The following is a 12,360-nucleotide window of genomic DNA, read 5'->3' on the forward strand; positions in this document are numbered from 1 at the left end:
CTTCACATCTTCACATCTTCACATCTTCACATCTTCACATCTTCACATCTTCACATCTTCACAAAATTAGGTTACTCGGAGTAATCTGAGTGGTAATAAAGAAGCCCTCAATGATGACGAGGGCTTTTTGTTATTTATGATTTTACAATCTTACCAACAGACACTGTAAATATACCGTAATTGTCAATTAACATATTCTGTTTAAATACGCTATTATAAGCGAATAGTTTATCTAATTCATACTGAGAGCGTCTGCGCATCACCCAGTCTGTATCTCTGTGACTCTTTAGTACAAAGGCAATTGTTTTTAACTGTGGGTGCCATGGCTGTCCTGTGTACACAATCACACTGTTATTAGTCGCGATACTACTTATTCCTTTGATTGTATTACAGATCATATCATTATCATCAAATAACTCAAATATACCAGAGATAATTGTAATATTCGGTTCAAAGTTGAATAGTGGATAGGTGTTTAGATCAAAACAATCATAGTTCGTAAAACGAATACCACTTAGGTTGTGTTGTTTGATGTAAGCTTCACCAACTTCAATATTAGAACGTTTAAAGTCATTGACTACTATTTCTGCTTCAGGGTATTTTGCCTTAATGTCAAATAAGTAATTACCAGTACCTCCCGCTACGTCTAGTATCTTGATAGGTTGTCCTTGTTCTTGTAACAGGGCTATTTGTTTGTCTATTTGTTGTAATAGATGGATTTTTCGTTGGCGGATACCTGCCCATCCGATAGCGTTAAGGTAGTTTTTATCCATTATTTTACCAAAGCCAAGTTTCCCTTGAGGTGTGTTTTTATACACATAGTCAAGAGAGATACCAGAGTCAAATCCATACAATAATCCTAATCGCATTCCTTCTGATAGAGGACCTATTACACCTAATAATTTCTTCTGTATTTTATAAGATAGCAATTCGACAGATGGCAATAGACCAAATAACATCTGATAGTACTCATCAGTAGTAAATTTATCTGCTTTTAGGTTGATTTTGACTTTAGGAGCAGCAAAGCTCTTCTCCATAAACTTAGCAATATCTTTATACACTTGTTCTCTTCCTTTTTCAAATAAGATACCATGGAAGCTTTCTTTTAGTGTTTTAAACTCTCTTAAGTCACTACTTAGATTGTGAAAGAAGCGTTGTTGCCATTTGTTTTTTACTACATAGTCTTTCCCAGCTGAGAAGACAATAGTAGGTACAGTGATGGCGGCTGCATCATCTACAATGCGTTTTCCTGCATCCAATAAGTCTACAAGCATACGTCCATTGATAAACTTGGTGATTAATGGGTCACTATCGTAAGCTACCTGTTGATCTTTTTCATGAGTTAGTACCTTAGACTTTACATAACTTGTCACAATCATATCTGGTTTAAACTTCGTACCAAGGGCTATCATTTCTTTAGCCAAAGGGACGTATAGCTTAATAGAGAATGCTGGAGCTAGTAGAGCCATACCAGCGATAGGCACTGCATAGTCATGTACCCATGCACTAGCGATTACCCCAGCGATACTATTGGCTACTACGAAAGTGTCGTGATAGTGTATCTGATAGGTTTGGTTTAGGTAATGAGCGAAGGCATCTAAGTCTCGCACATAGTCCATAAAGTTAGGAGATACTTCCTGTTCTGTATATCCATGTCCTCTAAAGTCAAAACTAAATACGTTATAATTAGCAAATGGAGCACTCTGCGCAAACTCTGCTAAACGAGCAGAATGCTCATGTCCACGATGGAGGACAATCATTGTTTTTTGTCCTTCTTTATAATTCCAAGCTCGATAAAATATAGCTGCATTATCAAAGCTAGTGAATGTTCCTTCTATCATATATTAGTGTTTTTTATAGCAATTTATATTTTAAAGATAGCGTTTTGATTAATAGATTGTATGTATGCCTGTGCATCTTTTTGTGTACAATCTGTATAATAAGCGTAAACTAAGGCGGCTATAGTCATACTTCTAGACAGTCCCATAGCGCAGTGTACATAGATTACAGTAGTGTTTTTTTTGTTTTGATATGCGTTAATAATATGTGTAACAATACGCTGAATATATTCTTGATTAGCCTGTCCTATATCTAAAAGTGGGTAAAAGTGATAGGTAGAATGGTGTAATAAATAGCTGTTCTCCTTCATCTCAGCAGACAGGTCATACGTCATCACTTCTTTAGAACCAAAAAGAACTGAAGCTTCTTTAGAAGAAAGTAAAGATCCGATATAGAACTGAGGAATCATCTCTTTGACTTCTACTGGGTAATAGACTTTGTTCAGTTTTTTCAGGATATAATAAGTTGTGATATAGGGTAATAGGACAAGATATTTCCACAAGCTAATCTGTCCTTGTTTATTTTTGATAAAATAGATATTGTTTTGAATATAAGCTGTACCTATATAGATAAGGTTAATCGCTATCCAAAGTAATAAAATAGAAGTATAACGCTCAAGTGAATAACAAACAGCACTCAATAGCATAGCCGCTAAAACAAAGTACATCAATCCTTTTTTAGTATTTAGATATAAAGCTTTCTCCTTGTTTGGTAGAAAGATAAAAACGCCTAAACAAACCAAAATAGCGGTAATCAAATCAACTGTGTGGTGTTGGTAAACAAATAGTGTAGAGATAGCTACTAAGGCAAGCCAGATATGTAAGGCGATTTTGGTAAATGCCTTAAATCTTCTAGTGTGCTCTACAACAGTCATAAACAAGACTGCATAAGCTACATGTAGTGATGGAGCTTGATTATAATGTGTATCCCATGTAGTGATAAAATCAAAAAAAGGATTAAACAAAGATACTGTATGCAAAGGTCTCTCTACTGTAAATTGAATAGGGAATATGATAAATCCGATAAAAGCAATTATCGTTACTGCTAACATACGCTTGGTCAGTAATCTCAATTGGTAAATGGAATCTACCCAATAAAAAACAAGTAAGAAAAACAGTCCACTAGTGCTATAGGGAATAATCATCCACTCTAAAAAAGGGATGTAGTGATCTATCGCTAAGGTGACAGACCAATCCAATGCTCTATACACAGCGTAATATTGTGCTGCCATATATAAAATAATGAAGACAGCATAACAGAGAAGCATGGCCTTGGTTCGTTGTTTAAAAGTAGGGATTATTTCGTTTTTTGCCATTTTGCTTTTTTGTGCATGATGCGTTGTAATAGTCCTTTAGGCAAGAGCTGTAAGAAACGTATTAATCTGTACATTCTCTTTGGGAATACAATAAGTAGTTTACCTTTAGCAATGTCATTATAAATGATATCAGCTGCTTCAAAAGGGGTAATTACATATTGTTTTTTAGATAAATCATTATGGTTCAGTGCAAGTAGGCGAGGAGTAGCGACATAGCCAGGATGTACTGTTATCACGTCTATCCCCTTATCTCTATATGCGCGCTGATATGCCTTGGTCAAAGATACTACAGCTTGTTTACATCTGGTGTATATAGTCGCTTCTTTATAATCTAAAAATGTAGAGATAGAAGCGATGCATACAATCTTCCCTCCTCTGTCTTTCATTAGCTTTCTCGATACTTCTAAGGCGTTAAGTGTTGTTCTAATATTGTTGTCTATCATGGCATTTGTATCATCCCAGCTAATGGTTTCTAAGGCACTATCTGTATAGTTACCAGCACCAGCGATGAAGAGATCTAGTTGTCCATTAGAAAATTGGTAGACTATTTCATACAATGAAATAAAATCTGTAGCATCTACTGTAAATACGGACAAGTTAAGGAATTTAGAAAAGTCATGTCCTTCTTTATAAGGAGTACGACTGCCAATACCTACGCGATATCCTTCATCTAAATAACGCTGTGCTAATGCCCATCCTATACCAGATGTACCTCCTGTGATAAAGATATTTTTCATACTTTTAATGCATTAAGGACTACTTGATAGCCATAGTCAAATTGTCTAAATATCTGTTCTTTACAGTCTTCTTTAGAGGCGGGTAATTGTATTTCTAAAGCAAACTTTTTCCAATTGATTTTGCGGCTTAGATATCCTCCAGAGAGTTTTTGTCTCATATCACTAGTGTCCAGTCTGTTGGCTGTGATAGCTGCAGCTTTTTGAAGTCTCTCATTTCCACTGTATCCAAACACAGCTCTTACGAGTCCTTCTTCCATCGCAGAATAGGGAGCTTTGTGTTCTAACCATATTTCGCTACCTAGTGTAGTCGCTAATTCGAAAGGGATAAGATCTATTGCTCCTCCTAAATACTGCTTGCCTTTATACTGAGCAGGTGCCATATAAAACATATCAGATGTACTAATGCGCATGGCTCTTAAAGACGCTACTTCTAGAAGTAATTCTGTATCACTCTCTACTGCACTATTGTCGTCAAATTTATATTGGTCAATGTAGTGATGTAACGGATCAAGAGGAATTTTAGGAGTAGGGATAAGTACTTTCTTGAAAGCTTTCTCACCCTTTCTCTTTTTGTTCACTCGACTAGGTGTATATAATATCTCAGAGCCAATAGTTATTACCTCTGGTGCATCTGCATGTGTTGTCAATAGAGAAGGAAACTTCTCATCTAGGTTCTGAGGTTGATCAATAAAATACTTGCTAAACAGATCTAATAGATAGGGAGCCTTCTCTTTTTTCTTACTGTGTTTGATACAGTAATAAGGAAGGCGGTCTAGTCTCGTCTGATTAGTCAAAAAGGTATTCATTGCCGCAGTTAGAAACTCATCTGAAGCTAGATAAGCTCTAATGGCTTCAGGAGTATTAAAGGTACGTATAATCGAAGTAGAGATAGTCGCACCACAAGTAGATATAATTAAATCAGGTCTAATGCCGTGTTCAACCATTGCGGCATACATACCACAGTACATCACAAAGCGACTTCCGCCACCAGAGAATACAGCTACGCGATTGTAAGGTTTTATTTGATCCATAACATAACAATATAAAATAGGGGTGTGGTGTATAATAAACTATCTACACGATCTAGCAGTCCTCCATGTCCAGGAAGTAGTGAGCCTGTGTCTTTGACTTTTGCTTTTCGCTTGACTAATGAAAAGGTTAGATCTCCTAAAAAACCTAAAACACTCAATGCCATTGCCAATAGAATAGTCTTTAGTGTAATGGTCTCTCCGAATAGTAAATAGTACATCAGGTTAAATATACCTGTAGTCATAATGATGCCTCCTATTACGCCTTCTAGTGTTTTATTTGGGCTGATATGAGGTGTTATCTTAGTTTTGCCGAATAACTTGCCAGTCATATATTGACTCACATCATTTAACTCCATTGGAACAACTAATAGAATGAGATATTTATAACCTTCTTTTGCTAATCCGATATAGAATAATATCGCAGTAGATAGAAGGTAAAATGTAATGATCGCTAAGAAGAATGAATGAGTTTTGTGTTTTAGATATAGAGCAGCAGAAACAATCATGCTTAAGCCAAGTATAGTCAGCAAACTCTCTTCTATAGTTAACACTAATAAACAAATAGTGATAATCGAGGTAGTCAATACAGCGACCCCTAACTTTAAAGGTCCAATGGGGATGGCGAAAGCAAAGAATTCTAGTTGTCCCCAATAGATTAGAAACATAATGAACATTAATAAACTTAACGGGTGTAATAGCGCTAAGCTAAATATTACAATAATATAGCACCACGTCCTCACGCGTAGAGGTACATCTGCAAACTTTCCTTCTTTTGTCATTTATTGTGCGTTTTTAAGTGCTTTACGGCATCTTGTAATTGTACTTACTACTAATAATAAATTGATAACGATAAAAATATAGAAAGATGCTCTACTAAGATCAATATGGAAGAACAGAAGTAATCCATATATTCCCAATACTAATGCTCTATCGCTTTTACCCATAGGACCATCGTATCTTCTGTCTCCACTGAGTATTTTACCCATTAGTCCTGCGAACTCATTGATAATACTCAAACCTATAAATAAAACAATCAAATAAGTGCTTTCTGGTTGGAACTTTACTAAAGGAATGAATAAGATAAAGTCAGATAATACATCACCTACTTCGTTTAATAACTCGCCTTTCTTAGAAGTTTGATTATACAATCTAGCCATCATACCATCTAGAGCATTTAGTGCCATTCGAATTAGTAAGCCTATTGGCAAACACAGAAAGAAGAAGTGATAACTATCTGCATACCAAAATAAGATAGCCAATATAAATGAAAATAGAATAGCAAATACAGTGATTTGATTAGCAGTTATTCTCTTTTGATGCAGGACATGAAGAATAGGCATCAATGTCTTCTGAAAATACGGCTTTATTTTATATACAGATATCATGGTTTACAATTTTATTAGTAAAGGATTAACGGAATTATAATATTAAAAAATGTTAATGATTGTATTTTTTTTGTTATTTTATAGTGTTAGTGTTGTGTTTAATTTGGTTGTTATGGTTAAAAATTGATTGAAAATAAAAAATATTATATAATAAAGTGTTATCTTTAATAGTGAAAAATAGAAATAACAAACATACTATTATAACAGTTAAGAGTACTTAATTGTTATAAAAAACTAAAAAAATATTTTGTAAAAATGTGTGTTTGGCATTTTTGTTGATTTTACATTATAAATAAAAGTAGTGAAAAAATAGTCCTTTTATACGTAGACAATATTTACTCATTAGAGGACTATAGCTTACTACAGAAATCAATTACTCGTATGGCAAGTAAATTAGAACCTATCAAACCCGTACCAGCGTTAATCGCGGTCGCTATTACTTTAATTATTTGGTTTGTTATCCCTGTTCCAGAAGGCGTTAGTCCTAATGCGTGGCAGTTGTTAGCATTATTCGTTGGAACTATTGCAGCTATTATTGGAAAAGCACTCCCTATCGGAGCGGTATCTATTGTAGCGATAGCATTAGTAGCGATAACAGGCGTAACTAACCCTGGTAATTCTAAAGCAGCCTTAGCAGATGCTTTAAGTGGTTTTTCAAATGATTTAATCTGGCTTATTGGAGTAGCGGTGATGATCTCTATAAGTTTAAAGAAAACAGGGTTAGGTGCTAGAATAGGGTATTTCCTTATTTCATTGTTTGGTAAAAGAACACTAGGGATTGCGTATGCGCTGTCTTTTGCAGAAACAATATTAGCTCCTGTAACACCAAGTAATACCGCAAGGGGAGGAGGAATTATACACCCTATTATGCGTTCTATCGCAGTGAGCTTTGGTTCTAGACCAGAGAAAGGATCTGCCGAAAAGATAGGGCGTTATTTAGCATTAGTAAACTATAATGCAAACCCTATTACTTCAGCGATGTTTATTACCGCTACAGCTCCTAATCCATTAATTGTTAGCTTGGTTCTAGCAGGTACTACTGCAGGGATCACTATAACATGGGGAATGTGGGCACTAGCTGCTTTAGTTCCAGGACTAGTAGCTTTAATCGTGATGCCTTTAGTGATCTATATGATCTATCCACCAGAGATAAAGAAAACTCCAGATGCACCAGTATTTGCTAAAAAGCAATTAGATGAGTTAGGGCCTATTTCTTTACCTGAATATATCACAATGGGTGTGTTTACCATCTTATTATTGCTATGGGCAGGAGTACCAGCAATGATCTTTGGAGATACTTTTGCTGTTCAGCCGACAGCGGCAGCTTTTTTAGGATTAGGTATTCTAATTGTGACAGGAGTATTGACTTGGGAAGATATATTAAAAAATACAGGTGCTTGGGATACAATAGTATGGTTTGCAGCCTTAGTGATGATGGCAGGTTTCTTAGGTAAATTAGGCTTAGTAGGATGGCTAGCTACAACAGTAGGAAAAGGTATTGCAGGATTAGGATTATCATGGATACCAGCTACGCTTATACTGCTTCTTGTATATGTATATTCTCACTATTTCTTTGCAAGTACTACAGCGCATATTACAGCGATGTTTGCAGCCTTTTTTGCAGCAGGTATAGCTCTTGGAGCACCTGAGATGTTATGGGCATTAGTACTAGGTTTCTCATCATCTATAATGATGTCACTTACACATTATGGTACAGGTACAGCCCCGATTATTTTCGGAACAGGATATACAACATTAGGAGAATGGTGGAAAGTAGGCTTTGTAACTAGTGTGGTTAATCTAATTATATTTATTCTAGTAGGAGGACTATGGTGGAAAGCACTAGGATATTGGTAAGAGAATAAGACCTTTTATATAAGTAAAAGCCAGTCGAGATAGACTGGCTTTTGTTGTATAAATCAATGAAGTGTAATGAGAGAAAATCTCTCTTAATTAAGTTAAAACTTATAGTTAAATGATAAAGTAGCTATTCGACTATCTAGATCATATTTTTTGCGAATTTTAGAATTGAAATTATCTCCTGTTACATTATAGTTCACTGTGTTTAGCACATCTGTTACCGCTAGTTTTATAGTCGCTTTGTCTTCTAATAAGGCTTTAGATAAACCTATCGTTAAGTCAAAATAACTATCTCTTTTGTATAGACCTAAATTTGACTTAGAGAAGTACTGTGCATTGACATCAGCTTTTAAACCTTTAATAATCGTAAAGTTATTCTGAGAGTTAAAAGTGAAGGCTACTTGTGAACTATTGATTTCTGTTCCTTGATAATTTCCTTCATACTTATTGTTAAACAAGTTAAACATATTACTCATAGACCACCAATCATAAGGACTTACAGTACCTGTTACATTGGCACCATAGTGATAGGATTTGTTTAAGTTTTCTTGAGTACTTATTAAGATACCAGTATTCGCTTGGTAGTTATACACATTTGTCATCACATCATTTGTCACACTAAAGTATACATTTGCGATTAGGTATTTACTCCATGTATATCCTATTTCAGAAGCGTGTGTTATCTCAGGTCTTAACTTAGGATTCCCTTGCCAATAGTTAAAAGGATCATCATAAAAGCGGAATGGGTTTAAGTCAAAGTGACTCGGTCTATTTATACGTTTACTATACGAAGCATAGAAGCCATGTGCATTATCTGTTTCATACTTAATAGAAGCACTAGGGAAGAATTTAGTATAGTCATTTTTGCTGTATTCATTAGTCGTTTTCTGATCTATCTCAGTCTGTGTGAATTCAGAACGCAACCCTACTTGAAAGTTCCAGTGATCTAAAGTAAACTTGTAATTTGCATAAGCAGCGTGTATTTGTTCATTGTATTTATAGTGATTGGTAGAAGCAGGGTCAGTTAGCCAAGAATTACCATTCTCTATTTGATATACAGAAGGATTATCATTCGATTTTACAGTTGATTTCCATCCAGTCTCTAGATTGTGATTATCGTTAAACGGAATAGTGAAATCTGCTTTTCCATTAAATACCTTAAACTGTGACGGGATATGTCCTCTTCTGTTTCTGTATAGAGTACCATTAGACGTATTAGTAATTACATCCGTAAGTTGCATCTGATTAGATCTGAATTTAGAGTTCTCGTATTCTAAATCTACATCTACTTTACTTCCTTTTTCATTAAATAGGTGAGTAGCAGTAAGCCCATAAGTATAGTCATACCAATGTTCACTATTGCTATTATCTGTATTCACATGAAGATCTAGTGTTCCAGAAGGACTAAAGTTCTTATTATATCCTTTAGAGAAGTCTTCATATCTACCTATTTTAGCGTCTAGTAAGAATCCAATAGTCGTTTTAGAAGAGATATTATAATCTACTCCTATTTTAAAGTTGTTAGAAGTAAGAGGTTCATTACTAGTTAAACGTTGTTCGTTATGCTTGACTATTTGAGTAGGATCAATAGCATTGTAAAAATCTTGGATGTAATGCTTGTGTTCTTCTTCTCCTCTAAAGGTGTAACTGTAATCTCCGAATAGGCTAAGCTTATTATGGGTATAACCTAAGCTAGCACCAGCATTCATACGATTTTTACGTCCTCGTCCTGCATTGACAAAAGAGCTTCCTTTTAGCCCTTCCATCTTGTATTTTTTTAATACAATATTAATGATACCTGCATTACCAGCAGCATCATACTTAGCAGATGGATTAGCGATAATCTCTATATTTTTGACTTGAGAAGAGTTGGTTGATCTCAAGAGATTGGCTAATTCTTTTGCAGATAGAGAACTCAGTTTTCCATTTAGCATTACACTAACTCCTTTTTTACCTCTCAGAGATAATTCACCTTCTTGAGATACAACCACTCCTGGAGCTCTTCCAAGAACCTCAAGTACTGTACTTCCATCTGATAAAGCACTGTTCTCAACACTAAACACCATTTTGTCAGCTTTCTGTTGAAAAACAGGAGCTTTGGTAGTGATTAATACTTCCCCAAGGTTTGTATTAAATGCGTTGAGTATACTGTCTAATTGTGCTTCAGTTTGGGCATAAGTACCCAGGCTGCATAATGATAGCAGCCATATATATGGTCTTTTCATTGTTTTAAATATTATTTAGTAGTCTTTTTTTTATTGCGTCTCCCCCAATAAATAACAAAACCTGTAATAGGTAGAGAGGCACAGAATAAACTAAGGATAAAAGCAATTATCTTTCCTGGCATACCAAAGAAAGCCCCCACGTGTAAATCATAAGTAGCACCAGTAGCGCGCTCTGCTAATAATCGTTCTCCATGAGGTCTATTGAATAATAACTCTCCAGAGTGTTCATCAAATATCATGGTATGTGAATCGTTATATTTGAACTCGTGATCTTTAACGCGAATAGTCATATTGTCGTGATGATGATCTGCATTTTCATGATCTTCTAAGTCAATACCAAAAGAGAAAGCATTAGGGTATTGCTCTTTTACGGTAGCAGCTATGCGATCTACTGTTGTTGGAGTTTCCATAGATTCTGGGGCAGTAGTCTTATAATGACTAAAGTCTGGAGTATACATAGAAAACCCATTTATTAAGAAATAAACCCAACTCATCGTGATGCGGAAAGAATACATAATTCCTGTAATAGCTACTATTAAAGCTAGAGCAGATGAATAAAAACCAAGGATATTGTGAACGTCATAATTCTTACGGCGCCAACCTTTTACTTTTTTCCATCTAAACCAAAAGCGTTGTTTACGCATATTTTTATTCTTAGGCCACCATAGTATAATCCCTGTGATTAGCATAATCACAAAGATTATAGTAGCTACACCTACTATAGTACCTCCAACGGCATTACTTAGAAGTAATGAGCGGTGAAGAATCATAGTGAAGAAAAAAGGACTTTTCAATAGATCATCGACAGCAATTACTTCTCCTGTATATTGATTGACATAGACTGTTTTAAAAATGAGATAAGTATCGAAATAATTCCATCCTTCAGGATTGGCTTTAAACAATCCGAATTGATAAGAACGAGTAGGATCCATTGGAATTGTTACTTCCTCTGCTGGAATTTCTTCGTTTACTAATTGTGCATTAACTAGTTCTTTTAGTTCACGAATAGGAATTGGTTTTTTATTTTCAATATCTTTTTCGCCATGATAGATCATGTCCTTTTTGAGATAAGTAGAAATATCTTCGTTGAAGACAAAAACAGTTCCTGTAAGTGATACAATAAGTACAATTATACCTGACAGTAGTCCTAACCACAAGTGGAGTTTAAGCATATACTTTTTGAAAATTCCCTTGTTTTTCTTGGGCTTATCAGTTTGCATAATAATCAGTTATTTAGATTGAATAAATATAAATTAGGGTGCCACAAATATATAATTATTTATAATCATTCTAAGTGTAAGTATTCTAATTTTGAGAATTAAAGTTTAAAGTGTTGTTTTTGAGTGTTTTATTTGATGTTTGCAATAAAAAAAGAGTTGACTCAACTGAGCCAACTCTTCCGAATTACTTATTATGTATCAATCTAAACGATTACTTAGCAGCCCATATTTCTATTTCTAATTGAATCTCTGGCAATCCTAGTGCTGTGATATACCCAACAGTCATAGAGGGATATTCTGTACCAAATGTATTGTCCCATACCTCATAGAAGAAGTCCCAGTCTATCTCTTGTGTAGCCCAAATATTAACTTTAATAACATCATCAGCAGTCAGTTTTTGGCTACCTAATACTTGGATGATATTCATAAACGTGTTTTGTACCTGAGCATTAAAAGTAGAGGGGATATTCCCCATTGCATCTGTACCTATTTGCCCTGAGAATGTATATAGATTAGCTCCTTTAGGAACCACAGTCACATGAGAATATCTTCCCACTGGAGCTGCTAAAGTGCTAGGATTTAGTCTTTGTATTTTTGTATTCATCCGCTATAAATTATTGTTTCACGCGCGAAAATAATCTATTGATTTTTGAATTTAAGTTTCCTAACTAACTTTAGCTTTTTTATAAGATAAATGGCTGTTTTTAGGGGTAAACATGTTTTTTAAATTTAGTTATTTTTGCTCATC

10 protein-coding genes are annotated in these 12,360 nt (G+C 34.9%); 1 reads left to right on the forward strand and 9 read right to left on the reverse strand.

The features are described from left to right. Window positions 1-134 precede the first annotated feature (134 nt). From AABL85_RS05935 to AABL85_RS05960, 6 genes are read right to left on the reverse strand one after another with little or no spacing between them, the layout of a single operon-like run. Window positions 135-1,841, reverse strand: coding sequence for a bifunctional alpha/beta hydrolase/class I SAM-dependent methyltransferase (locus AABL85_RS05935; protein WP_341309479.1), 1,707 nt, complete (start codon window positions 1,839-1,841; stop codon window positions 135-137). A 23-nt stretch (window positions 1,842-1,864) separates the two neighbouring features. Further along, entirely contained in the window at window positions 1,865-3,154 is a 1,290-nt protein-coding gene (locus AABL85_RS05940) for a phosphoesterase (RefSeq protein ID WP_341309480.1), read from the reverse strand. Further along, entirely contained in the window at window positions 3,136-3,891 is a 756-nt protein-coding gene (locus AABL85_RS05945; protein WP_341309481.1) for an SDR family NAD(P)-dependent oxidoreductase, read from the reverse strand. Before AABL85_RS05945 ends, AABL85_RS05940 begins: the two co-directional genes overlap by 19 nt. Further along, window positions 3,888-4,922, reverse strand: a complete 1,035-nt coding sequence (locus tag AABL85_RS05950; RefSeq protein WP_341309482.1) for a patatin-like phospholipase family protein — start codon at window positions 4,920-4,922, stop codon at window positions 3,888-3,890. Before AABL85_RS05950 ends, AABL85_RS05945 begins: the two co-directional genes overlap by 4 nt. Continuing rightward, window positions 4,910-5,701 carry a phosphatidate cytidylyltransferase gene (locus AABL85_RS05955; protein WP_341309483.1) on the reverse strand — a complete coding sequence of 264 codons (792 nt, stop codon included), beginning with the start codon at window positions 5,699-5,701 and terminating at the stop codon, window positions 4,910-4,912. The genes AABL85_RS05950 and AABL85_RS05955 overlap by 13 nt, the downstream gene beginning before the upstream one ends. Next, a complete protein-coding gene (locus AABL85_RS05960) occupies window positions 5,702-6,307 on the reverse strand; it encodes a CDP-alcohol phosphatidyltransferase family protein (RefSeq protein WP_341309484.1) in 606 nt (201 codons plus the stop codon). A gap of 381 nt (window positions 6,308-6,688) precedes the next feature. Here AABL85_RS05960 and AABL85_RS05965 point away from each other — a divergent pair, with 381 nt between their 5' ends. Further along, on the forward strand, window positions 6,689-8,164 hold the full coding sequence (locus AABL85_RS05965) for a DASS family sodium-coupled anion symporter (protein ID WP_006258329.1): 1,476 nt from the start codon (window positions 6,689-6,691) through the stop codon (window positions 8,162-8,164). Window positions 8,165-8,265: 101 nt separating this feature from the next. Here the strand turns inward: AABL85_RS05965 and AABL85_RS05970 are convergent, their stop codons facing one another. The 3 genes from AABL85_RS05970 to AABL85_RS05980 form a co-directional block, all read right to left on the reverse strand. Then, window positions 8,266-10,392: a TonB-dependent receptor domain-containing protein gene (locus tag AABL85_RS05970; RefSeq protein ID WP_341309485.1), complete on the reverse strand. Its 2,127-nt coding sequence runs from the start codon at window positions 10,390-10,392 to the stop codon at window positions 8,266-8,268. 11 nt (window positions 10,393-10,403) lie between these two features. Next, a complete protein-coding gene (locus tag AABL85_RS05975; RefSeq protein ID WP_341309486.1) occupies window positions 10,404-11,612 on the reverse strand; it encodes a PepSY-associated TM helix domain-containing protein in 1,209 nt (402 codons plus the stop codon). 211 nt (window positions 11,613-11,823) lie between these two features. Then, on the reverse strand, window positions 11,824-12,216 hold the full coding sequence (locus AABL85_RS05980; protein WP_006261601.1) for a RidA family protein: 393 nt from the start codon (window positions 12,214-12,216) through the stop codon (window positions 11,824-11,826). Window positions 12,217-12,360: the final 144 nt, after the last annotated feature.

Origin of the sequence: Myroides odoratimimus (genome assembly GCF_038039805.1) — a bacterium.
Taxonomy (GTDB): domain Bacteria; phylum Bacteroidota; class Bacteroidia; order Flavobacteriales; family Flavobacteriaceae; genus Flavobacterium; species Flavobacterium odoratimimum_B.